Origin of the sequence: Streptomyces sulphureus DSM 40104 (assembly GCF_000381025.1) — a bacterium.
GTDB classification, from domain to species: Bacteria; Actinomycetota; Actinomycetes; order Streptomycetales; family Streptomycetaceae; genus Streptomyces; species Streptomyces sulphureus.
This window is the reverse complement of the sequence record NZ_KB905816.1, coordinates 131,863-156,062: the sequence shown is the minus strand read 5'-3', so window position 1 is coordinate 156,062 and position 24,200 is coordinate 131,863. Positions and strand designations below refer to the sequence as shown.

Annotated in this window: 8 protein-coding genes and 1 pseudogene; 4 read left to right on the top strand and 5 right to left on the bottom strand. The window is 74.3% G+C overall.

The window, feature by feature from the left end; genetic code table 11:
• Positions 1-535: 535 nt before the first annotated feature.
• Positions 536-1,894, bottom strand: a complete 1,359-nt coding sequence (gene ccrA / locus F603_RS0112535; protein WP_019546352.1) for a crotonyl-CoA carboxylase/reductase — start codon at positions 1,892-1,894, stop codon at positions 536-538.
• Positions 1,895-2,444: 550 nt separating this feature from the next.
• Here ccrA and F603_RS0112525 point away from each other — a divergent pair.
• Complete coding sequence (locus tag F603_RS0112525; RefSeq protein WP_019546350.1) at positions 2,445-3,209, top strand: thioesterase II family protein; 765 nt, start codon at positions 2,445-2,447, stop codon at positions 3,207-3,209.
• Here F603_RS0112525 and F603_RS0112520 read toward each other — a convergent pair.
• Positions 3,197-4,462, bottom strand: coding sequence for an MFS transporter (locus tag F603_RS0112520; protein ID WP_019546349.1), 1,266 nt, complete (start codon positions 4,460-4,462; stop codon positions 3,197-3,199). The two genes, F603_RS0112525 and F603_RS0112520, sit on opposite strands and share 13 nt — an antisense overlap.
• Before the next feature lie 137 nt (positions 4,463-4,599).
• Positions 4,600-5,811: a cytochrome P450 gene (locus tag F603_RS0112515; RefSeq protein ID WP_019546348.1), complete on the bottom strand. Its 1,212-nt coding sequence runs from the start codon at positions 5,809-5,811 to the stop codon at positions 4,600-4,602.
• A gap of 114 nt (positions 5,812-5,925) precedes the next feature.
• Here F603_RS0112515 and F603_RS0112510 point away from each other — a divergent pair, with 114 nt between their 5' ends.
• The 3 genes from F603_RS0112510 to F603_RS0112500 all read left to right on the top strand — a co-directional run bounded on the left by F603_RS0112510 (position 5,926) and on the right by F603_RS0112500 (position 12,103).
• Positions 5,926-6,588: an SDR family oxidoreductase gene (locus F603_RS0112510; protein WP_037955964.1), complete on the top strand. Its 663-nt coding sequence runs from the start codon at positions 5,926-5,928 to the stop codon at positions 6,586-6,588.
• Between the two features lie 110 nt (positions 6,589-6,698).
• Positions 6,699-6,902 (top strand): ferredoxin, encoded by a 204-nt coding sequence (locus tag F603_RS0112505; protein WP_026328363.1) that lies wholly within the window; start codon positions 6,699-6,701, stop codon positions 6,900-6,902.
• A 242-nt stretch (positions 6,903-7,144) separates the two neighbouring features.
• The gene (locus F603_RS0112500; protein WP_019546345.1) at positions 7,145-12,103 is read left to right on the top strand and encodes a type I polyketide synthase; all 4,959 of its coding nucleotides are present in this window, start codon (positions 7,145-7,147) and stop codon (positions 12,101-12,103) included.
• Between the two features lie 297 nt (positions 12,104-12,400).
• Here the strand turns inward: F603_RS0112500 and F603_RS0112495 are convergent, their stop codons facing one another.
• Together F603_RS0112495 and F603_RS0112490 are read right to left on the bottom strand one after the other, a co-directional pair.
• Complete coding sequence (locus F603_RS0112495) at positions 12,401-18,835, bottom strand: SDR family NAD(P)-dependent oxidoreductase (protein WP_425426976.1); 6,435 nt, start codon at positions 18,833-18,835, stop codon at positions 12,401-12,403.
• 41 nt (positions 18,836-18,876) lie between these two features.
• Positions 18,877-24,132, bottom strand: a pseudogene (locus F603_RS0112490) (type I polyketide synthase); the annotation flags it as partial.
• Positions 24,133-24,200: the final 68 nt, after the last annotated feature.

Below are 24,200 nucleotides of genomic sequence, written 5' to 3'. Positions count from 1 at the left end.
GGCGTTCTGACCGCCCCGTGGGTTCGCGGAGATGTCGTGTCGGACGAGAAGGCGGAACCGCATCGGTCCCTCGAAGGTTTTCCCGGTGGTGCGCGGCTCTCACTCGCCACTGTTCACCAAGGTCCGCCCGCATTCACCCCGGGCTGCGTTCCATATTCTTGCAGCCCCGACGTCCCACGAAACCCCGTCGAGTTGCCGCACGGGTCGGCACGGAGGTTTTCGGACTTCTCCGTGAGTGCGCCGGTACCCACGGGGGCGTGAGAGCACTGGCCGGGGGATAGCTGTAGGTTCACACTGCAACGGTGTGGTGGTGCCGGGTTTCGCTCACCTGTCGGATCGGCGTTCGTATCGGGCGTGTAATTCGAGCCGCTTGCAATGCTGTTGCAAGGCGCTCAGGAGGAATGCGGAGTACTGGTTTCGGCCCGATCCCTGCGTGAGGAGAAATCAAAGGGGCCTTCGAGGCGTCCACCGTATTCGTGAAGAGGTCGCCGGGCGCCCGTCCGCCGATCCCGGCACTTCCTGCGCTCCCCTCCGCTCAGACGCTTCGAACCCCGGCGCCCGTCCGGAAGCGGTTGATCGCCGAGAGGTGCCGCTCCCGCAACCGTTCGTCGCGGACGCCGAGCCCTTCCCTCGGCGCCAGGCACAGCACCCCCACCTTGCCGGCGTGCCGGTTCCGGTGGACGTCCTGTGTCGCCCGGCCCACGGCGGAGAGCGGGTAGACGGTCGACAGGGTCGGGTGGACCATCCCCTTGGAGATGAGCCGGTTCGCCTCCCACGCCTCGCGGTAGTTGGCGAAGTGGCTGCCGACGATCCGCTTGAGGGACATCCACAGGTAGCGGTTGTCGTACTCGTGCCGGTAGCCGGAGGTGGAGGCGCAGGTGACCACGGTGCCGCCGCGACGGGTGACGAAGACGCTCGCCCCGAAGGTCTCCCTGCCGGGGTGCTCGAGGACGATGTCCGGGTCGTCGCCGCCCGTCAGTTGGCGGATGTGGGCACCGAAGCGCTTCCACTCCTTCGGGTCCGGCGTCGTCTCGTCCTTCCAGAACCGGTAGCCCTCCTGCTGCCGGTCGATCACCAACCCGGCGCCCAGCGAGCGCACCAACTCGGCCTTGCGTGCCCCGGATACGACGCAGACGGGGACGGCGCCCCCGTTGAGGGCGAGTTGCGTGGCGTACGAGCCCAGGCCGCCGGCGGCGCCCCAGACGAGGACGGTGTCCCCTTGTTTCATCCGGGCGCCGTTGCGGGAGACGAGCTGCCGGTAGGCGGTCGAGTTGACGAGTCCGGAGGACGCGGCCTCCTCCCAGGTGAGGTGCGCCGGCATCGGCATGAGCTGATCGCCTTTGACGAGGGAGAGTTCGGCGAGGCCGCCGAAGTTGGTCTCGAAGCCCCAGATGCGCTGCTCCGGGTCGAGCATGGTGTCGTCGTGCCCGTCGGGGGAGCGCAGTTCGACGGAGAGGCAGTGCGCCACCACCCGGTCTCCCGGCTTCCACCGCCGCACTCCAGGCCCGGTCCGCAGCACGACACCGGCGAGGTCCGAGCCGAGCACGTGGTACGGCCGGTCGTGACGGGCCGCCAGGGGAGCGTCGGAACGCCCGTACCGCTCAAGGAAGGTGAAGGTGGGAACCGGCTCGAAGAGGGAGCTCCACACCGTGTTGTAGTTGACGGCGCTGGCCATCACCGCGACGAGCGCCTCCTCAGGACCCGGCTCGGGGGTGAGAACCTCGCAGACGCGGAGGGACTTCGACGGCGCCTTGTCCCGCGTTGCGAGCCCCTCGAACATCCCCGAGTCCTCCCGCCGGATCACGGCGCCCCGGTAGGACTCGGGGACGGACAGCGCGGCGAAGGCAGCGCCGTCCGCGTCGTCCGAAAGGGCAGCGCTGACGATCTCCCGCATGTGGTGTCCTCCGAGGGGCGCAATCGCTGGGGCGTCAAGGGACGGTGTGGGGGCGGACGTTGGCGGATCACGGTGTGCGGAGGCGTATCCCCGGCCGCCTTTCCGAGTCGACGGTGATCACCCGGTGGCCGGCGGGTGCGGCGAGACCGCGAGCGCCGGTCCCGTGGTCCCCAGGCCGATCACCGCGAGGGCGGAGAAGCGCCGGGCCATGCCGTTCCGTCCTTCCACAGGACGCCGGCGGCGCGGCGCACGGATCGCTGGAGGCGACGAGGGTGAGCGCTCACGACGCTACGGGGCGGCCCGGAGGGGCAGAACCCCTATCGCCCCCTCCGGCCCCGGCCGTCGTCCGCTAGGCGCCGGGCCCCGCCCGGTCCCGGCCCGTCGCGGCGGCCGGCGGCAGTACCGCGCCGAGCCGTCGGAGATAGCAGTCGGTAGGGGGTGGTATCGGTGCGGCGCCGGTGCCATTCTTCGGCGTGCCCCGGACGCGGTGCGCGCTGGCAGCCGGAGCCGGCCGCCCCCTGGGTGTCGACCGACGGCGGAAAGGTGCAGGGTGAAGTCGAGGGACACGTCCGACCGTTGGATTCAGCGCTGCTCGCCCGGTCCGCCCGGCGCGACGCGGCTCGTCCTCTTCCCCCACGCGGGAGGCTCGGCGAGCTACTACCGCCCGTTCTGCCGCTCCCTCGGGGACCGCTTCGACGTGTGCGCGCTCCAGTACCCGGGCCGTCAGGACCGGCACACCGAGCCCTGCGTGACCGACCTGCACAGCCTCGCCGACCTCGTCTTCGCGCGGCTGCGGACGATGACCGGGCGGCCCTTCGCCTTCCTCGGCCACAGCATGGGCGCCCTCCTCGCCTACGAGGTGACGCGCCGCTTCGAGCGGGAACTCGGCACCTCACCGGTCCGCCTCTTCGTCTCGGGGCGCCGTGCTCCGTCCTGCCCGAGGACGGAGCACGTGGACCTGACCGGTGACGACGGACTGCTCTCCGAGGTCCGGGAGTTGAGCGGCACCGACCCGCGGGTACTGGGCGACGAGGAGATGCGCGAGCTGGTCCTCCCACCGCTGCGCGCCGACTACCAGGCGCTCCAGTCCTACCGCTTCTCGCCCGAGCCGCCGGTCGGCTGCCCGGTCACGGCCCTCTCCGGCACTTCCGATCCCCGTACCCATGAGGACGAGGCGGCGGCCTGGCGGGAGCACACGACGGGCGAGTTCGACATGCGGCTCTTCCCCGGCGGGCACTTCTTCCTCAGCGAACGCGTCGAGGACGTGGCCGCCTTCGTCGCCGAGCGGCTCTCCGCCGTCCCTCAATCCGGTTGAGGGCTGACGCCGGGTGCCTCGTGGCCGGGCTCGGCGGTCCGCGGCGTCCGCCGCCGCGAGAGGCACCGGACGAGGAGGGCGACGAGCACCAGGCACGTGCCCGCCCCGATCGCCGCGGCGGGGCCGGCGGCGTCCAGCAGTACGCCGGTGAGCATCATGCTGACGGCGGAGCCGCCCGTCGTCGCCGTCTGCAACCAGCCGAACGCTTCCGTCCTGCGGGAAGCCGGAGCCGCGTCGGCGACCTGCGTGTTGTTGGCGGCGAGGTTCGGGCTGATCACCAGGCCCCCGACGAAGAGCACCAGCCCGACCACGACGACGGGCGTCGAACCACGGGCCGGGGGCAGTACCGCGGCGAGGGCGGCCATGCCTGCCGCCAGCGCCAGCAGCAGCGCCGTGTGGTTGACCCTCCGGGTGGTGGCGCCGAGCACCAGCCCGCCCGCCAGGGAGCCGACCGTCCAGACGGCGATGAGCACCCCGCTGAGCCCGACGCTCCCGGAGTCGGTGCTGTACGCCACCACGGAGAGGTTGATCGTGAAGACGGAGCCCATCACGCACATGGCGACGACGAGGACGGCGAGCAGCCCCGGCTCCGTCGGCAGCAGCCGCTTGCGTCCGACTGCGACGGTCTTCGCCTCCTCCGTGCTCCGCAGCGGTACGTCGGCGAGGCCGGAGCGGCGGTACGCCAGCGCGAAGACCGCGGATCCGCAGAGGGCGAGCAGGGCGCAGACGCCGACCGACCACGCCGGGTCGTACGCCGCCGTCAGCGACGCCAGCAGGGGACCCACGGTCGCGACGGCGTCCTGTCCCACGGCGTCCAGCGTGTAGATGCTCGCCCGCTGGTCCTCCCGCACCAGCAACGGCCAGGCGGCGCGGCTGATTTGGGGGATCGGTGAGGTGCTGCACCCGGTCAGGGCCGCGACGAGCACGGCGAGCGGCCAGCCGGCCGGCGGCAGGAGGACGGTGAGGGCGGTGAGCAGGCCCAGGCCGAGCGCGAAGCCGAGCCCCGTGATCATGACGAGCCGGGGCACCGAGCCGCGGTCCGCCACGCGCCCGCGGTACGGCGCCGAGAGCGCCTGTGCCACGGCCTGCACTCCGATGACCACCCCGACCTGGCCGAACGAGCCGGTCCAGCGGGAGAGGAGCACCGTCGAGGCGATCGGCAACGCCATCACGCTCAGCCTGCTCATCAAGGAGCAGGCGAAGAGGGAGGGAAGGTGGGGGACAGCGAAGAGGGAGCGATAGGCGTTGAGCACGCGCCGCCACTTTCTCTCACCCGAGCCCCGTGAGGGCCGGCGTCACCGAATGCGCCGTTGCGACGGCGCGTATCTCGTCCCCGGCGGGGAGCCTCTCACATTCCGCTCTCCCGCCGGATGCGTCAACCAAGAGGAACTCAGGGTTTCCTGACGTCCCACGCCACAGGGAGCTCCTTCACGCCGTACGCCACCGAGTCGTCCTTGAATCGGACGTCCTCCGGTGCGATCGCGGGGCGCAGCGTGGGGAAACGGGAGAACAGAAGGCTGAAGGAGACCCGCAGTTCGACCCGGGCGAGCTGCTGTGCGATGCACTGGTGGATTCCGTGGCCGAAGGTCAGGTGGTGCACGTCTTTCCGGTTCAGGTCGAGTACGTCGGGCTCCGGGTAGCGGTCCGGGTCACGGTTGGCCGAGACCATCGATCCCTTGACGGTCTCTCCCGGCTTGATGAGGTGTCCGGCGAACTCGATCTCTTCCGTCGCCGTGCGGATGAACTCCAGGTGCACGATGGAGAGATAGCGCAGCAGCTCCTCCACCGCGTTGTCGATGAGAGACGGGTCGGCCTTGAGCTTGGCCAGCTCCCGCGGGTGCCGGAGCAGCGCGTAGGCGCCGATGCTGAGCATGTTGGAGGTCGACTCGTGTCCCGCGATGAGAAGCAGGACGCTGATCCCGATGATCTCCTCCCGCGTGAGCTGCTCTTCGGGCGGTGCGTGGAGGAGGCCGCTGATGATGTCGTCCTGCGGGTGTTCCGCCTTTTCGTGCACCAGGGCGGTGATGAAGTCGAAGAGCTTCTCCTTCGCGCGGTGGACCTCGTCCAGGGGCAGGTCCACGTTGAGGACGGTCTGCGCCCACTTCTGGAAGTCGTGGCGGTCGCGGGTCGGCACTCCGAGGAGGTCGCAGATCACGAGGGACGGCACCGGCAGCGCGAACGTCTCCACGAGGTCGACGCCGGGCCCTGCCGCCTCCATCTCGTCGAGCTGCCCGTTGACGTACTCGACGATCCTCGGTTCCAACTGCCGCACCCTGCGCACGGTGAACTGACCGGCGAGCAGCCGCCGGTACCGCGTGTGTTCGGGCGGGTCCATGCTCACCATCGCCCCGGCCGGCAGCTTCGGCTTCTCGTGCGTGTGCCGGGTGCGCGCCGCGCGGTTCCGGTTGGAGCTGAACCGGGTGTCGAGGAGGAAGGTGCGCACGTCGTCGAACTTGGTGAGCAGCCAGCCCTCGTTGCCGTCGGCGAACCGTACGCGGCTCACCGGTTCCTCTTCGCGGAGGCGCTTGTAGCCGTCGGGCGGGTCGAAGGGGCAACTCCGGCTGAGCGGCAGACCTGGTGTTTCCGACAGCGATTCCGACACGTCTTCTCCCTTTTCCCTGTGCTCGGTTCGGGCGGTGGTGCGAGTCGGCCGCTGCTTTTGCGCAACGGGGTCCCGCGGGTTTCCCGGGCGTTTTTTCGGCCCATGCTGTTCGGCATGCGAATGGTGATTCTGGGGGCTTCGACGCCCCTCGGCGGCGCATTGGTCACCGCGTGCGCCGGCGGAGGCGACCAGGCTGTCGCTCTGGTGCGTGCGCCCCAACACGTCGACCGACTGCGCGCGTTGGGCGCGGAACCGGTGCTCATCGGACCCGACGAGTCTCCCCGCACGGTGAGGGCGGCTCTCACGGGCGCGCTGCGCCGGGCCGAAGCCCTCGTACTCGCCGCCGGGACCGGCGGCTCGGCCGGCCGCGACCCGGCCGCGCTCTTCGCCGCCGCGGGCGAGCGGGCCGGGGTGCGCAGGTACCTCATGGTCAGCAACTGGTACGGAGCCGAGGACCGGCCCTGGTCCGCGGAGGAGAAGGCCGACTACCTCGCGGCGAAGAAGGCGGCGGAGGACGATCTGCGCGCCCGTGCCCTGGACTGGACGATCGTGCGCACCGGACGGCTCACCGACGGGCCCGCCGGCGGAGGGGTGCGGCTCCGCACCGCTCCCGACGGTGTCGCGCCTGCCGGCGCGATCGGCCGGGCCGACGTGGCGGCGGCGGTGCTCGCCCTGCTGCGTCGTTCCGCGACTTTCGGTCTGGCGCTTGAACTGACGTCGGGTGAAGAGCCGTTGGAAGAGGCGGTGCGTAATGCGTTCGGGCCTGCGGATGTCTGACGCAATTTCTTTCCTGCTGCGAGGGCAGGCAGCGTCACTTCGGAAACTCGGTGCGTTCTCCCGCGAACTTTCGTATTGCATCGCAGAGTTGCCGCGGCTACGTTCAGGGAATGCGCATCGAAGTTGACCGCGAGAAATGTACGTCCAGTGGGACCTGTGCGATGTACTTTCCCGGATTGTTCGACCAGGACGAAGCGGACGGTCGTGTTCGACTCATTGAGGAACATCCTTCCGAAGAGCAGGAGACCGAGGCGAGGGAGGCGGTGCTGCGCTGTCCGACGGGCGCCATCACGGTGCTGGAGTCCTCCGACTGAGCAGGCACCGCAGCGCCCGACTCCGGGCGGCACCAGGCAACGTGGCACTGCCAGCTTGGCCGAGCGGTCCCGTCGTGCGGCAACCCCCTAGCCGCCCCTAGGCCCCCGTGCGGGCGTGACGAGGGGTCCGCCGGCCGGTGACAGGGGGGTTGAGGGGGAGAGCGGGGACTGGCGGCGCTCGCAGAATGAGCGGTGGTGGGCGCTGCCCGGTGACTTCCCCTCCCAAGGAGCCCGAACTACCCATGTCCGAGAGCGAAGAGAAGTTCCGTACCTACCTCAAGAAGGTCACCACCGACCTGCGGTGGACCCGGCGCCAACTCCAGGAGGTGCGGGAAGCGGCGAGCGAACCGATCGCACTCGTCGGCATCGGCTGCCGCTTCGCCGGCGGTGTGGCGTCCCCCGACGACCTGTGGGGGCTGGTGGCCGGCGGCGGCGACGCGCTCGGTCCGCTGCCCTCCGACCGCGGCTGGGACATCGACGCACTCTACGATCCGGACCCCGACAGGCCCGGCACCAGCTACGTACGCTCCGGCTACTTCCTCCGCGACGCCACCGCCTTCGACGCCGGCTTCTTCGGAATCTCCCCGCGGGAGGCCACGGCGATGGACCCGCAGCAGCGACTGCTGCTGGAGACGTCCTGGGAGGCGGCCGAGCACGCCGGACTCGACCCGCACGCGCTCCGCGGAACCAGGACGGGGGTCTTCGTCGGCACGGCAGCGCAGAACTACGGGGTCGGCGCGGAACACGACCCGAGCGAGGTGGAGGGCTACCTCGCCACGGGCACCTCGACCAGCGTCGCCTCGGGCCGCATCTCCTACCTGTTCGGCCTCGAAGGCCCCGCGGTGACGGTGGACACCGCGTGCTCGTCGTCCCTGGTCTCCCTGCACTTGGCCGTCCAGGCGCTGCGCCGCGGCGAGTGCGACCTCGCGCTCTGCGGCGGCGCCACCGTCGTCCCTGTACCGGGGGCGCTGGTGGAGTTCAGCCGCCAGCGCGGGCTCTCCCCGACGGGCCGCTGCCGCGCCTTCGCCGAGGACGCCGACGGGTTCGGCATGGGCGAGGGTGTCGGCATGCTGCTGGTGCGGCGGCTCTCGGACGCCAGGCGAGCGGGGCAGCGGGTGCTGGCGGTGGTACGCGGCTCGGCGGTCAACCAGGACGGAGCCTCCAACGGGCTGACGGCGCCGAGCGGCGCGGCCCAACAACGGGTGATCCGCGCCGCGTTGGCCGACGCGGGCCTCACGCCCGACCGGATCGACGCCGTGGAGGCGCACGGCACGGGCACGCGCCTCGGCGACCCCATCGAGGCCCGCGCCCTGCTGGCGACGTACGGCGAGGACCGGCCCGGCGCCCGGCCGCTGTGGCTCGGCTCGGTGAAGTCGAACCTCGGCCACGCCCAGGCGGCGGCGGGGGTCGCCGGCGTGGTCAAGACGGTGCTGGCGATGCGGCACGGCGTCCTGCCCCGCACGCTCCACGTCGACGTGCCGACGCCCGAGGTCGACTGGTCCTCCGGCGCCGTCCGCCTCCTCGACGAGCCTCGCGCCTGGCGGACGGACGGCCCGCGGCGTGCGGCCGTCTCGTCGTTCGGGATGAGCGGAACCAACGCGCACGTGATCCTGGAGGAGGCCCCCGAGGAGCAGCACGCAAGGGCGGTCGCCGGCGGGGAGACGTCGGTGTTCCCCGTCCCCTGGCCGGTGTCGGGCCGCGGGTCCGGCGGGCTGCGGGCGCAGGCGGCGCGGCTGGCCGACGCGGTGGCGAGCCGGGGCGACGAAGCCGACGTCGCGCAGGTGGCGGAGGCGCTGGCCACCGGGCGCGCACCGCTGAGCGAGCGGGCGCTGGCCGTCGGAGAGACGGTGCCCGCACTCCTCGCGGGGCTGCGCTCGGTCGCGGGCGCGTCCGCCGCCTCGGGCACGGCACCGGGCGCCGTGTGGGGGAGCGGCGCCCCGGCGGGCGCGGGTCCTGCGGTGCTGGTCTTCCCGGGGCAGGGCTCCCAATGGCTCGGCATGGGTGCCGAACTCCTCGACTCCTGCGAGGTGTTCGCGGCCGAGTTCCGTCGGTGCGCCGAGGTCTTCCGCGACCGGGTGTCCTGGTGGGCGGAGTGGCCGCTGGAGGAGGTCGTCGGCGGCCGCGCGGGGGCGGAGTTCTGCGAGCGGATCGACGTGTTGCAACCCGCCCTCTTCTCGGTGACGGTGTCGCTCGCCGCGGTGTGGCGCTCCTGGGGCGTCGAGCCTGCCGCAGTCGTCGGGCACTCGCTGGGGGAGATCGCTGCGGCGTACGTGGCGGGGGCTCTCTCGCTCGGCGACGCGGCGAAAGTGGTCGCCGTCCGGTCCCGGCTGCTGCGGCAGATGTCGGGGACCGGCGGCATGGTCGCGGTCGCGGCGAGCCGCGCGGAGGTGGACCGGCTGCTCGCGGAGCGGGACCGGCTCTCCGTCGCGGTGGTCAACGGCCCCCGCTCCGTGGTCGTCTCCGGGCCGGTGGCCGACCTGGAGGAGCTGCGTGCCCACTGCCGGGAGGGCGGTGTGCGCACCCGGCAGGTGAAGGCGGACGTCGCCGGGCATTCGCCCCACATGGAGGCGATCCGCGCGGAGTTGGAGGCCGAACTCGCCGACATCCGCCCCCGCGAGGGGACGGCGCCGCTCTACTCGACCGTGGACGCCGCTCTCGTCCGCGGCACGGCGCTCGACGGCCGCTACTGGTTCCGCAACCTGCGGCACACGGTGCGGCTCTCGGAGGTGGTCGCCGAACTGGCCCGCACGGGCAGCCGGTTCTTCGTCGAGGTCAGCGCCCACCCCGCGCTCACCGTCGGGATGCAGGAGACGATCGACGAGGCCGGCAGCTCCGCGGTCGTTCTGGGCTCGCTGCGCCAGGGCGAGCCCGCGCTGCGGCGGCTGCTCCTCTCGGCAGGCGAGGGCTGGACGAGGGGTCTCGACGTCGACTGGGCCGCGGTGCTCGCCGGCCTGCCGGGCGGGGCGGAGCAGGAGAGCGCGCCCGGTTGGACCGAGCTGCCGACGTACGCGTTCCAGCGGCAGCGCTACTGGCTGCCCCCGGCAGGCGGGGCCGAGGAGGAAACCCCGCCCGCCGACGCGGAGTTCTGGACGGCGGTCCGCTCGTCCGACGAGGACGCACTCGCCGCCGAACTCGGGGCGAAGGGGCGGACCCGGGACGCGCTCCGCGAGGTGCTGCCCGCGCTCGCCGACTGGCACGCGCGGAGGGAACAGGCCGCGACGCTCGACGCCTGGCGCTACCGGGTGGTGTGGAAGCCCTGGACCACGCCTGCCAACACCGGTGCCGCGACCGGACGTTGGCTGGTGGTGGTGCCCGAAGACGCCGTGCCGCCCTGGATGGAGCGGACGGTCGAGGCACTCGCCGATGCGACCACGGTCCGTCTGGAGGTCGCCCCGCGGACCGCGGACCGCGACACGCTCGCGGCCCGGATCGCAGGGTGCGCCGCGTCGGATTCCGGCGACCTCGCCGGGGTGCTGGCGCTCGTCACGGCCGCGTCGGAGAGCCGGGCGCTGCCCGGCGGACTCGCCGAGGGCGTGGCGTCGAGCCTGCTGCTGACCCAGGCGTTGGGCGACGCCGGCGTCAACGCCCCACTGTGGCTGGTCACTTCGGGGGCGGTCGCCGTGACGGAGGACGAGCCGGCGGCTCTCCCGGGGCAGGCGCAGGTCTGGGGCATGGGCCGGGTCGTCGGTCTGGAGCACCCCGATCGCTGGGGCGGCCTCGTGGACCTCCCTCCCGAGCCGGACGAGCGCGCCACGGCGTCGCTCCTCGACGTGGTGCGGGCCGCCGGTGACGAGGACCAACTCGCCGTCAGGGCCTCGGGCGTGTACGTCAGGAGGCTGGTGCCGGCGGCGGCGGGCGCCAGGGCACGGACGGCCGACGCCGGTTTCCGGACCGGCGGCACGGCGCTGGTGACGGGCGGGACGGGGGCGCTCGGCGCGCACCTCGCCCGGTGGCTGGTCACGGCGGGTGCCGAGCGGCTCGTGCTGCTGAGCCGCAGCGGCCCCGCGGCGCACGGCGCCGCGGGGCTCGAAGCCGACCTGCGGGAGTCGGGCGCAGCGGTGGTGGTGGCCGCGTGCGACGTGTCGGACCCGGGCGCGCTCAAGTCGCTCCTCGAGGACGTCGAGTCCGAAGGTCCTCCGGTGCGCACGGTGGTGCACGCCGCGGGGGTGCCCCAGACCACCGCGCTCTCCTCGATGACGCTGGAGGAGTGCGCGAAGACGGTCGAGGGCAAGGTGGCGGGCGCGGTCGCGCTGGACGGGTTGCTCGCCGACCGGGAGCTGGACGCGTTCGTGCTCTTCTCCTCCGCCTCCGCGACCTGGGGGAGCGGGATGAGTGCCGCGTACGCCGCAGGCAACGCCTGCCTCGACGCTCTCGCCGCGCAGCGGCGGGCGCGCGGCGCCGTCGCCACCTCCGTGGCGTGGGGCATGTGGGGCGGCACCGGGATGATCGGGGAGTACGGCGAGGAGCTCCGCCGCCGCGGCCTGCGTCCCATGGAGCCGGCTCAGGCGGTCAGGGCGCTGGAGACGGCCCTTCTGCTCGACGAGGCGTGCGTGGTGGTGGCCGACGTCGACTGGGCGCGGTTCCTGCCCGGTTACACCGCGGCCCGCGCCCGGCCGCTCGTCGAGGACATCCCGCAGGTCCGCCGCTTGGCGGCCCGGGAGGCCGGCACCGAAGCCGACGCGGGCACCGCGGCCGAGCACCGGCGTCTCGCCGCGCTGCCGGAGGCGGAGCGCGCGGAGGCCCTCCTCGACCTCGTGCGCACCGAGGCCGCCGCCGTGCTGGGGCACGCCACGGCCGACGCCGTCGGCTCCGACACGGCCTTCCGCGAGGTGGGTTTCGACTCGCTCGCCTCTGTCGGGCTCCGCCAGCGCCTCCAGTCCGCGCTCGGCGTGCGCGCGCCCGTCTCGCTCGCCTTCGACCACCCCACGCCCCGCAAGGCCGCCGCGTTCCTCGGCACCCTCCTGGGCGGCGAAGCCGCCGCTTCCGTGGAGGACCACCTCCAGGCGCTCGAAGCCGAAGCGGCCGCCGCGGGCACCGACGAACTGCTGCGGGCGAAGGTCGTCATGCGGCTGACGGGCCTGCTCTCCCGGTGGAAGGACGCGGAAACCTCGGACGGGGACCCCGACGGACGGCGGGACCTCGACACGGCGACGGACGAGGAGATGTTCGCGCTCATCGGCGAGGAGTTCGGCATCTCCTGAACCGGTGGCGGAACCGCGCCTGGTTTTCGTCGGCCGGTCTCCCGGACTGGCGGCGCTACCGGTGTGTTCCGATGCGGGTGGGGGCGGGGTTGCTCAAGGGAGTGGTCGGTTCGGGACCTTTTCGCTCGGGACTTCTTCGCTGTCTCCTGAACCGGCCGCCGTTGCGGTGTGCTTCGGCAGGCGGGGCGTGCGTCGGTGGAGCACTCGACGGCCCCTGAGCCGGTTCGGTCGCCTGAGGCTCGGGCGTACGCGCCTTGGGCCGGTGAGGGGGGCCGTGCGACTCGGTCCCGCCCTCCGTCAGGCGGTGCCGAGCTCCCTGTCGATCAGATCGAAGATCTCCTCGTCGTCGGCGAGTTCGATGTCGGAGCTGTCGTCGGCGGTGGGCTGCGCGGGCGTGCGGCGCCGGTCGGTCCACCGCTGCGCCAGCGACCGCAGACGCGAGGTGATGCGGTCGCGCTCGGGGAAGTCCTCGTGGAGGGCGGTCAGTTGCTCCTCCAAGTGGTCCAACGCCTCGTCCAGGCCGCCCGGTGCGCCGGAGCCGGCGGGCGCCAGGTCGGTGTCGAGCAGCTCGGCGAGGGCGCGAGCGGTGGGGACGTCGAAGACGAGCGTGACGGGCAGCCGGAGACCGGTCGCCCGGTTGACCCGGTTGCGGAGCTCCACGGCGGTGAGCGAGTCGAAGCCCAGGTCCCTGAACGCCTGGTCGGCTTCGAGCGGGGTTCCCTCCCCGTACCCGAGGACGGCGGCGGCCTCCCGCCGGACGAACTCCAGGCACATCTCCCTGCGTTGTGCAGGCGCGAGCCCGGCGAGCCGCCGTACGAGGGAACCCCCGGCGGAGGTGGCGCCTGCGGCCGTCCGCAGTGCTCCCACCCCGGCGAGCCGGTGGAGCAGCGGCGGCAGCGCGTCGTCCGCGGCCCGGGCGCGCAGCGCGCGCATGCTCAGCCGGACCGGCGCGAGGACGCCGTGGTGGTCCGCGGCGAGTGCCGCGTCGAACAGCTCGAGGCCCTGCGCCGAGGGCAGCGGCAGTATGCCGTTGCGGGCGAGCCGCCGCAGCTCGGCGTCGCCGAGGTGCTCCGTCATGCCGCTCGCCTCCTCCCAGAACCCCCAGGCGAGGGAGAGCCCGGGGAGGCCCTGCGCGCGGCGGAGTTGGGCGAGCCCGTCGAGGAAGGCGTTGGCCGCCGCGTAGTTGCCCTGGCCAGGGGCGCCCATGAGCCCTGCCGCGGAGGAGAAGGTGACGAAGGCCGCGAGGTCCGCGTCGCAGGTCTCCTCGTGGAGCGCCCACGCCGCGTCGGCCTTGGGGCCCGTCACACGGTGCAGCCGCTCCGGTGTCAGCGCCCCCACGAGTCCGTCGTCGAGGACGCCTGCCGCGTGGACGACCGCGGTGAGCGGATGCGCGGCGGGCACGGCAGCCAGCATCTCCCGCAGCGCCCTCCGGTCCGTGACGTCGCACGCCGCGACGGTGACGACGGCGCCCAGTCCGGTCAATTCCCGCCGGAGCGCGGCCACTCCGGGCGCGTCCTCGCCGCGCCGGCTCACCAGGAGCAGGTGCCGTGCGCCGTGCGCGGTGACGAGGCGGCGGGCGACGAGGCCGCCGAGCGTGCCGGTGCCGCCGGTGACGAGCACGGTGCCGTCCGGGTCCGGCGCGCGGGGCACGGTGAGGACGAGCTTGCCCGTGCGGCGGGCCTGCGCGAGGTCGCGGAACGCGTCGGGCGCCTCACGGATGTCCCGGACCGTGACCGGTGGGGGCGTCAGGGTGCCTGCTGCGAAGAGCTCGAGGAGCGCGGCGAGCATCTGCCGGATGCGGTCGGGGCCGGCTTCCATCAGGTCGAAGGCCCGGTAGCCGACGGACCGTTCGGCGAGCTCCGCGGCGTCGCGCACATCGGTTTTGCCCAGCTCGACGAACCGGGCGCCCGCCGCGCACAGGTCGAGGGAGGCGTCCACGAACTCGCCGGTGAGCGAGTTCAGTACGACGTCCATCCCGCGGTCGCCCGTCGCCCCGCGGAAGAGCGCGGCGAACTCCGTCGTCCGGGAGGAGGCGAGGTGGTCGTCGTCGAGGCCGGCCCGCCGCAGCGTCTCCCACTTGCCCGGGCTCGCCGTGCCGAAGACCTCGGCGCCGAGGTGGCGGGCGAGTTGGACGGCCGCCGTGCCGACGCCGCCGGCGGCGGCGTGGACGAGGACCGCGTCCCCCGGGCGCGTGCGGGCGAGGTCCACGAGCGCGTAGTAGGCGGTGAGGAAGGCCACCGGCACGGCAGCGGCCTGCGCGAAGCTCCACCCCTCGGGCACGGGTGCGAGGGTGCGCCGGTCCGCGACGACGAGCGTCCCGAGGGAGCCGGGCACGACGCCGAAGACGCGGTCGCCCGGGCGCACTTCGGTGACGTCGGGGGCGCACTCCACGACCACGCCCGCGGCCTCGCTGCCGAGCACTCCGCCGCCGGGATACATGCCGAGCGCGAGGAGCGCGTCCCGGAAGTTGAGGCCCGCCGCCCGTACGGCGACCCGGACCCCGCCGGGTGCGAGCGGTGCCCGGGCGTCGGGGGCCTCGGTGAGCGAGAGCGCGTCGACGGTCTCGTGCCCGCCCGTCGTCAGCCGCCAGGCGGACGCCTCGGGCGGCGCGAGCGCACCGCGCGGCTCGGCCCTCACCAGCCGGGGGACGTGGACGACGCCGTCGCGCACCGCGCACTGTTCGTCCCCGGAAGCGAGCGCCGCCGCGAGCGCCGCTTCCCCGCCCGACAGGTCGTCCACGTCGACGAGGAGGAGGCGGCCCGGGTTCTCCGCCTGTGCGGAGCGGACCAGCCCCCACGCGGCTGCCTGCACCGGGTCGACGGGCCGCGGCTCCGCGCCGGCCCGGACCGCGCCCTCGGTGAGCAGCACCAGACGCGAGTCGACCGGGCGCTCCTGGCCCAACCACGCCTGGAGCAGCGCGAGTACGGTCTCCAGCGAGTCCCTGTCGGCGTCCCATCGGGCCACCACGGCGTCCGGGACCGCACCGGCTTCGCACGAGGAGAGGACATCCGCCCGCTCCCCTTCGAGGAAGACCAGCGAGGGCTTTCCGGGGGCGACGGTGGTCGGGGACGGCGGCCAGGCGAGGCGGAAGAGGCCGTCGGGCGCGGCGGTACGGCGCGACGGGTCCGCGGGGCGTGGCCGCAGGGTCAGCGCGTCGACCGACAGCACGGGGCCGCCCGCAGGGTCGGAGAGGTGCAGAGCGAAGGAGTCCGCTCCCCTGCGCGACAGTCGGACGCGCAGTGCGGAAGCGCCGACCGCGTGCACGGTGACGCCCTCCCAATGGAAGGGGAGCAGCACCTCTGGCTCCGGAGCCTGCCGGGGGAGGAGCGCGACGGGGTGGAGGCTCGCGTCGAAGAGCGCCGGATGGAGCGCGAAGCCGTCCGTGGCGGTCTCCTCGGGCAGTGCCACCTCGGCGTACACGTCCTCGCCTGCCGACCACGCCGCGCGCACCGACCGGAAGAGCGGTCCGTAGCCGAGTCCCGCCTCGGCGAACCCGGTGTAGAGGTCGTCCGTGTCCAGCGGGACGGCGTCGGGAGGCGGCCACTGCGCCGGGTCCGGCTCCTGCGCGCCGGCTGCGGGCGAGACCGCGCCTGCGGCGTGCAGCGTCCAGTCCGCCCCCGTGCCCTCCGGCCGCGACCACACGCGCACCCTGCGCCGCCCGTCGGCGTCCGCCTCGCCGACCTCGACGCGCAACTGGCGCGCACCGTCGTCGCTCAGCTCCAGCGGCGCCTCCAGGGTGAGCTGCTCGACGCGCGGGCAGTCCGCCAACGCCCCCGCGTGCAGGGCGAGTTCGACGAACGCCGTGCCGGGCAGCAGCACGGCGCCTGCGACGGTGTGCTCGGCGAGCCAGGGGTGCCCGGAGCGCGAGAGCCGCCCCGTGCACTGCACACCGTCGCCCTCGGCCGGCGCGACGAGGGCGCCGAGCAGCGGGTGCGCGGCCCGGTCGAGCCCAGCGGCGGTCACGTCGCCGGCGCCGGCCGCCGCTTCGGGCCAGTAACGGCGGTGCTGGAACGGGTAGGTGGGCAGCGTCGCCCGGTGCTCGGCGCCCTCGGGGAGTGCGGTGGCCCAGTCGACGGCCACACCGCGGACCCACGCCTCGGCCATCGCGCGGAGGAACGCGTCCCGGCCGCCCTCGTCCCGCCTGAGGGTGCCGGTGACCGCGCACGGCCGCGCGGGTCCCGCCTCCCGCAGCGTCTCCTCGATGCCCGTGGTCAGCACCGGGTGCGGGCTGACCTCGATGAAGGTGTCGTGGCCCTGCTCCGCCAACTTCTCGACGGCGGGCGCGAAGAGGACGGTGCGGCGCAGGTTGCGGTACCAGTAGGCGGCGTCGAGCCGGGTGCCGTCCGCCCAGTCGGCGTCGACGGTCGAGAACATCGGTGTGGCGGTCGGGCACGGCCGGATGCCGGCCAACTCCGCGGCGAGTTCCGCCTCGACGGCCTCCACCTGGACCGAGTGGGACCCGTAGTCGACGGCGATCCAGCGCACGTGCGTCCCGGCGGCCTCGCGCTCCGCGGCGAACCGCCGCAGCGCGGAGATCTCACCCGAAACCACCGTGATCTCCCGCGCGTTGACGGACGCCGTCGCCAACTCCCCGTAGCCGTCGGCGATCAGGCGTGCCACGTCCTCGGCGGACGCGGAGACGGAGAGCATGCCGCCCGTCCCCGACAGCACCCGCAGCGCCCTGGAGCGCGTGACCACCACACGCGCCGCGTCCGCGAGGGAGAGTGCCCCAGCCACGCAGGCGGCGGCGATCTCGCCCTGCGAGTGGCCCATGACGGCGGCGGGCCCCACGCCGCCGGCGCGCCACAGTGCGGCGAGCGCCACCCCCACGGCGAAGAGCGCGGGCTGCACCACGTCGACCCGGTCGAGCGCGGGGGCGCCCGGCTTGCCCGCCAGCACGTCGAGCAGGGCCCAGCCGGTCATCGGGTCGAGGACGTCGGCGCACTCCCCGAGCCGGTCGGCGAAGACCGGCGAGGTGGCGAGGAGCGACCGTGCCATTCCGTCCCACTGCGCGCCCTGTCCGGGGAAGACGAGGACGACGCGCTCACCGGCGTCGGCGAGGCCGGAGACCGGCCGGGTGGAACGCACGGTGCTCGCCTCGGCGCCGGACAGCCGGGCGAGCCCCGCCCGCAGCGCGTCCCGGCTGTCGCCGACGACGACGGCGCGGTGCTCCAGGACCGTCCTGCTCCGCAGGAGCGCAGCGCCGACGGCGGCCGGAGCGGCGTCGCCCTCGGGCCCGTCCGCCTCGTCGGTCCACGAGTGGAGCCGTTCGGCCTGGTCCCTGAGCGCCTGCGGCGTCCTCGCCGACAGCACCCACGGCAGCGCAACGGCGGGCTCCGGGTGCGCGGTCGGCGGCGCCGGGGAGTCCGGGGACTCCTCCAGGACCACGTGTGCGTTGGTGCCGCTGACACCGAAGGACGAGACGCCCGCCCGCCTCGGCCTGCCGTCCCGCGCGGGCCACTCCTGCGCCTCGGTGAGCAGGGAGACCGCCCCCGAGGACCAGTCGACGTGCGGGGTGGGCGCGTTTACATGGAGCGTTTTCGGCAGCACGCCGTGCCGCAGCGCCAGCACCGTCTTGATGACGCCCGCCACTCCGGCAGCCGCCTGCGCATGGCCGATGTTGGACTTCAGGGAGCCGAGCCACAGCGGCCGGTCGGCCGGCCGTCCCTGCCCGTACGTCGCCAGCAGCGCCCGGGCCTCGACGGGGTCGCCCAGCGCCGTGCCGGTGCCGTGCGCCTCGACCGCGTCGACCTCGGTCTGGGAGAGCCGCGCGTTGGCGAGCGCCTGCCGGATGACGTGCTGCTGTGCCGGACCGCTGGGCGCGGTCAGCCCGTTGGAGGCGCCGTCCTGGTTGACGGCCGAGCCGCGGACGAGCGCCAGCACCTCGTGCCCGTTGCGCCGGGCGTCGCCGAGCCGCTCCAGCACCAGGAGCCCGACGCCCTCCGCCCAACCGGTGCCGTCGGCGCCCGCGGCGAAGGACTTCGCCCGGCCGTCGGGCGCCAGCCCCCGCTGGGCGCTGAACTCCACGAAGACCTGCGGGCTGGCGAGTACGGTCACGCCGCCCGCGAGCGCGAGTTCGCACTCCCGGTGCCGCAGCGCGTGGCACGCCTGGTGCAGCGCGACCAGCGACGACGAGCAGGCCGTGTCCACCGTGACGGCGGGCCCCTCCGTCCCGAGCACGTACGCGAGCCGCCCGGCGAGGACGGCCGGCGCGTTGCCGGTGGCGAGGTACCCGGCGGTGTCGGCCGCGGTCCTCGCCAGCTCGGCGTAGTCCTGCGCGCCGCCGCCGACGAAGACGCCGGCCCGGCTGCCGCGGAGCGAGGCCGGGTCGGTGCCCAGCCTCTCCAGCGCCTCCCAGGCGACCTCCAGGAGGAGCCGCTGCTGCGGGTCCATCGCCAGGGCTTCGCGGGGCGAGATACCGAAGAACTCGGCGTCGAACCCGGCGACGTCCGCGAGGAAGCCGCCGGCGTCGACGTAACTCGTGCCGGGGCGCGCCGAGTCGGGGTCGTGGAGCGTCGCCGTGTCCCAGCCGCGGTCCTCGGGGAACCGCGAGACGGCGTCGTGCCCGAGGGAGACGAGCCGCCACAGGTCCTCGGGCGAGGAGACGCCGCCGGGCAGGCGGCAGCCCATCGCGACGACGGCGACGGGCTCGTCGCGCACCGCCTCGGCCTCCGCCAACCGCCTCCGGGTGTCGTGCAACTCCGTGGTGACTCGCCTGAGATAGCCGAGCAGTTCCTCTTCAGCGACCATGATCAGCGCCTTCCGGGTGCGGTTCAGACCTTGCCGAGCCAGTCGTGCACGGCGGCGGCCGTCTCGTCGGCGTGCTCGGCGACCAGAGTGCAGTGGTCGCCGGGGACGCTGACCCTGGTGTGCGGCAGCGGCCACCGGGCACGCCACTCCTCGTCGTCGGGTCGGGGGACCGCCGGGTCGCCGGGGATGCGGTCCTGCGGGGCGACGAAGAGAGTGGGGGCGCTCGTCGGAGCGGGCGACCACGGCCGGAAGAGGGCCCGGTAGGTGCCGAGTGCGGTGAGCGTCGTGAAGTTCATCGTGGTGAACCGCGAACGCCGCTCGTTGACCTCGTAGTTCATCGCGCGGCGCAGGCTCAGGGGCATGCTGTCCGGCAGGTAGGTGTCGAGCAGCACCACGCCGCGCGGCCGTTCGCCCCACTCCTCCAGCCGCCCGGTGACCGCCTGCGCGAGCCAGCCGCTGGAGGAGTACCCCAGCAGCGCGAACGGCTCCCCTTCCGCGCAGCGGAGGGCCTGCGCCGCCATCGCGTCGACGAGCGTCTCCAGCGTCTCGGCGAGCGCCGAGTCCGGCTGGAAGCCGGGGACTTGGACGAGGGAGAGGTCCCGGCGGTCACGGAAGAACATCGCGAGCCTCGCGAACTGGAGCGACTGCTCGACCGGCGCGAACGGGGGGAAGGCGACCACCGCGGGCGCCTCCCCGCCGGCGGCGAGACGGACGCGGCCCGTATCCGCCTCCTCCGGGTCGCGGAACCGCCGCCGCACCCCGGAGGCGCCGGTGAGCAGCGCCTCCACCTCGGTCATCCGTCCGCGGAGCGCGACGGCCCGGTAGACGGCGGCGAACGTCTCGTCGTCGGCGGAGCGCGGGCCTTCGGGTGCCTGCCGTGCGAACCCGCCCTCGTCCAGGGCCTGTTCGAGGAACGCGCACACCTCGGGGACGGTCGGCCGGTCGAAGGCGAGCGTCGCGGGCAGCGTGAGCCCCGTGGCGCGGCCCAGGCGATTGCGGACGGCGACCGCCGAGACGGAGTCCAACCCCAGCTCGGCGAAGGAGCGTGCGTCGGAGACCGCGGACGGGTCCGAGTGGCCCAGCTCCTCCGCCACCGCCTCCCCGACGAGGGCGCGCAGCGCCGACTGCCGCTGCTCGCCCGCGAGTTCGGCGACGGTACGGCCCGGACCGCCGGGCGCGGGCGGCAGTTCCCTTCGCAGGGCCCGCACGTGCGGCAGATCCTCCACGAGCGGGCGCGGTCCGGCCGCCGTGTAGCCGACGAGGAAGGACTCCCAGTCGACGTCCGCGACGGCGAGCGTGCCCTCGTCCCGGTCGAGCACCTGCTGGAGCGCGCGCAGGCCGTCCTCGGCAGGCATGGGGACCAACCCCCGGCGGCGCAGCTCCCGTTCGCCGTCCGGGTCGAGCATGCCGGACGCGGCCCACACGCCCCAGGCCACCGAGGTGGCGGCGAGGCCCCGCGCGCGGCGCCGCTCGGCGACCGCGTCGAGCCGGGCGTTGGCGGCGGCGTAGGCGGCCTGACGGCCGCTGCCCCAGAAGCCGGAGAGGGAGGAGAAGAGGACGAACGCGTCGAGCGGGGTGTCGGCGAAGACCTCGTCGAGCACCTGGGCGCCCGCGGCCTTCCCCGAGAACACGGTGCGCAGCTCCTCCACCGTCATCTCCGCCAGGGGCGTGTTCTGCCCGCAGCCGGCGGTGTGGAAGACGGCGCGCACCGGCTCGCCCTCCTCGGCGAGTTCGGCGACGAGCCGGGACATCCGCGACCCGTCGGCGACGTCGGCGGCGACGACCCGCACCGGGGTGCCGGTGGCCTCGAGCCGGCGCACCAGGTCCCTGGCGCCGTCCGCCGCGCACCCGCTCCGGGAGACGAGCACGAGGGAGCAGCCGCCCTGCCGCGCGAACCGTCGCGCGAGGTGCGCCCCCAGCGAGCCGGTTCCCCCGGTGATGAGGACGGTCCCCCGCGGGCCCCAGGTACGCAGGGGCGGCCCGGCCGGTGCGGGTTCGATCCGCCGCAGCCAGACGCCGCCCGCGCGGAGCGCGACCTGGTCCTCGTGCCCCTCGCCCGTCAGGACGCCTGCGAGCCAGCCGACGACACGTTCGTCTTCCTCCGCGGGAAGGTCGACGAGCCCGCCCCACCGTTCGGGGTGCTCCAGGCCCGCCACGCGGCCCAGGCCCCACACCGCCGCCGCATCCAGGTCCGTCGGCGCCTCCGCGGGGCCGACCCCGACCGCGCCCCGGGTGACGCACCACAGCCGTGCGCCGACCCGCACGTCGCCGAGCGCCTGGACGAGGACGAGGAGCTCCTCGGCCGTGTCGAGCAGGCTGACGACACCGGAGAGCGTCGGCCCCTCCGCTGCCGCCGCACCGAGCGCGGCGGCCGCCGTCTCGCGGTCGGGGCCGGTGCGCACCGTCTCCACGTCGGCGAGCGTCCTGGTCAGTGCCCGCAGCCGGCCGGCGGTCGCTCCTTCGTCCCGCTCGGGCAGGACGACCAGCCACGTGCCGGGGACCCGGGGCGCGCTGCGGGGTTGGGGCGCCGGCCGCCAGGTGGCGCGGTAGCGCCACGCGTCGAGCCTGAGCCGGTCGCTCGCCTCGCGGTGCCAGCGGGAGAGCTCCGGCAGCACGGGGAGCAGTTCGGCCGGTGCGCCGAGTGCTTCCGTCAACTCCCGTGCGTCGCCCTGCTCGACGGCCGTCCAGAACCGCTCCTGCGGTGGGGAGGGCGCCTTTGGTCCTGCGGCCGTGAGCCAGTAGGTGTCGCGCTGGAACGCGTACGTCGGCAGCGGTACGGGCCGCCCCTCTCCCAGCAGCGCGCTCCAGTCGACGGGGACGCCGTGCGCGTGGGCGCCGCACAGCGCGGAGAGCACGGTGCGGGTCTCGCTCCTGTCCCGCCGCGCCGAGGCGAGGACCGGCCGCCCGTCGTCGACGAGTGGGGTGAGCGCGGCGTCCGGGCCGAGCTCGACGAGGACGTCGACCTCGGGCATGTGCGCCACCGCGTCGGCGAAGCGGACCGTGCGCCGGGCGTGCTCCGCCCAGTACTCGGGCGAGTCGAAGGGGTGCGGGGTGTCGGCCGAGGGGCTGACGGGGATCTCCGGCCGGTGGAAGGCGAGTTCGGCGACGGCCTCGGCGAATCCGTCGAGCATCGGGTCCATGAGCGGGGAGTGGAAGGCGTGGCTCACCCGGAGCTGCCGCGTCCGGCGGCCTCGTGCACGCCAGTAGTCGCGCACCCGCAGGACGGCGGCCCGGGCGCCGGAGACGACGACCGCGCTCGGCCCGTTCACCGCCGCGATCACGGCTTCCGTCTCACCCTCCAGCATCGTGGCCACCTCCGTCTCGCCCGCGGCGACCGCGACCATCGCCCCGCCCGGCGGGAGGGCCTGCATGAGACGGCCCCGCGCGACGGCGAGACGCGCCCCGTCCCCGGTGGAGAGCACCCCGGACACCACGGCCGCCGCCACCTCCCCGACCGAGTGCCCCGCCACGGCGGCGAACCGCAGCCCCCACGACCGCCACAGCCGCGCCAGCGCCAACTCGAAGGCGAAGAGCGCGGGTTGTGCGTACTCCGTACGCGCGAGGACCTCCGCGGGCTCCCGCCACATCACCTCGGTGAGGGAGCGCCCGAGCAGCGGGTCGGTCGTGGCGCAGACCTCGTCCAGCGCCTCTGCGAACACGGGGAAGTCGGCGGCGAGCCGGCGCCCCATGCCCGGGTGCTGGGCGCCCTGGCCGGAGAAGAGCGCGCCGGCCCGGCCGCGTCCCGCTGCGACGGGTGCCACCCGCGCGAGGGCCTCGTCCGCCGTACCGTCCTCCGCCAGTACCACCGCCCGGTGGTCGAAGAGGGTCCGGTGCGCCACCAGCGACCGCGCGACGTCGGCCGTCGGCAGGTCCGGGTGCGCGGCCAGGTGGGTGCGGAGCGCCGTCGCCTGCCCGCGCACCGCGTCCGGCGACGTCCCCGAGACCACCAGCGGCACCGGCAACGCGTGGGCGGGCGACGCCGCTTCGGGCTCCGCCTCCGGCTCTTCGAGGATCACGTGCGCGTTGGTGCCGCCGATGCCGAAAGCGGAGACGCCGGCCCGGCGCGGATGCCCGGCACACGGCCAGGGCCGGTTCTCGGTGAGCAGCTCCACCGCTCCCGAGTCCCAGTCGACTTCGGGGGAGCGGGTGTCGGCGTGGAGGGTCCGCGGCATCGTGCGGTGCCGCAGGGCCTCCACCATCTTGAGCACGCCGGCGATCCCCGAAGCGGACTGCGTGTGCCCGATGTTGGACTTCAGCGCACCCAGCCGCAGCGGCCGGTCGGCGGGACGTCCCTGCCCGTACGTGGCGAGCAGCGCCTGCGCCTCGATCGGGTCGCCGAGCCTGGTGCCGGTGCCGTGCGCCTCGACGACGTCGACGCCCTCGGGGGTGAGCCCGCCGCTCGCCAGCGCCTCGGTGATCACCCGTTGCTGCGCCGGGCCGTTGGGCGCGCTCAGGCCCATCGAGGCGCCGTCCTGATTGACGGCCGAGCCGCGGACCAGCGCGTGCACCCGGTGCCCGCGGCGCCGCGCCTCGGAGAGCCGCTCCACGACGAGGAACGCGACACCCTCCGACCAGCCCGTGCCGTCCGCGTCCGCGGCGAACGACTTGCACCGGCCGTCCCGCGCCAGCCCGCCCTGCCGGCTGAACTCCACGAACGTGCTCGGCGTCGGCATCACCGTCGCGCCGCCGACGAGCGCGAGGTCCGTCTCGCCCCGCTGGAGCGACTGGCAGGCGAGGTGCAGCGCCACCAGTGAGGAGGAGCAGGCGGTGTCGATCGTGACGGCCGGGCCCTGCAGGCCGAGGGTGTACGCGATGCGGCCGGAGAGCACCGAGGTCGAGACCCCCGTGATCCCGTACCCCTCGACGCCGACCCCGCCCGTGGAGACATCGAACCCGTAGCCCTGCGTCGCGGCGCCGACGTAGACGCCCGTGCGGCTGCCGCGCAGGGCGGCGGGGAGGAGCGAGGCGTGCTCCAGCGCCTCCCAGGAGGTTTCGAGGAGCTGGCGCTGCTGCGGGTCCATGCCGAGCGCCTCGCGGGGCGAGATCCCGAAGAAGCCCGCGTCGAACTCGCCTGCGCCGTAGAGGAATCCGCCCTCGCACGTGTACGTCGTGCCGGGGCGGTCGCCGCTGGGGTCGTAGAGCCGCTCGGTGTCCCAGCCGCGGTCGGTGGGGAACGCGGAGATCGCGTCCGTGCCGTCAAGGACGAGCTGCCACAGCTCTTCGGGACGGGTCACGCCACCGGGCAGCCGGCAGCTCATGCCGACGATCGCGACGGGCTCCGTACCCCTCGCCCCCTGCTCGGCCAGCTCCAGCCTGGCCTGCCGCAGCTCGCCCGTGAGCTGCCTGA